Below are 493 nucleotides of genomic sequence, written 5' to 3'. Positions count from 1 at the left end.
ATCGAATTGAAAATTAAATCAACTAAATACATATATCTTATTACATGATATTGAGCTGTTAGTTTTTTTCAAAGGAATTTAAGCTGTAACGCGTTTGAGTTCAGTTTCATATTTCTTTGTGAACTCGTTGGTGGGGTCGTATTTGGCCTTCAGCTCCTCCCAGAACTCGGCTTCGTGGTTGATGAGGTGACCAATCATCTTTTCGGTTCCACCCTTTTGCGCTTTGGTGCATTTAGCACAGTTGGTCTCGAGAGCTTCCTTGATGTGAGATTTAAGTTCCTTGCCTTCTGCGGTACATTGGCCCTTTTCGAGGATGCAATGTACGTAGGGAATGAGGAGCCGACGGTTAGATATGAGCTGGTCCAGATCGACAGTGTCGTATTTGTCTGTGTACTGTTCAGGGCGAGCGAGGGCCACAGCCGTCAAGGCAAGCAGGCAAACAATAACGGTCTTCATTCTGAGAAACTTTATTGTTTTTGTATCACAAGAGTAG

The 493-nt window shown here is 43.4% G+C and carries 1 protein-coding gene; it reads right to left on the bottom strand.

Annotation, left to right across the window (positions count from 1 at the left end):
• Positions 1 to 78 precede the first annotated feature (78 nt).
• Positions 79 to 493, bottom strand: a 415-nt coding sequence (locus F0L46_RS27655) for a 4CSP family protein (protein ID WP_210247692.1), incomplete at its 5' end; no start/stop codon positions are given.

The sequence above is a fragment of the Salinarimonas soli genome, assembly GCF_008386575.1.
In the GTDB taxonomy this organism is placed as follows: domain Bacteria; phylum Pseudomonadota; class Alphaproteobacteria; order Rhizobiales; family Beijerinckiaceae; genus Salinarimonas_A; species Salinarimonas_A soli.
The sequence above is the reverse complement of the archived record's forward strand: the minus strand, read 5'-3'. Positions and strand labels throughout refer to the sequence as shown.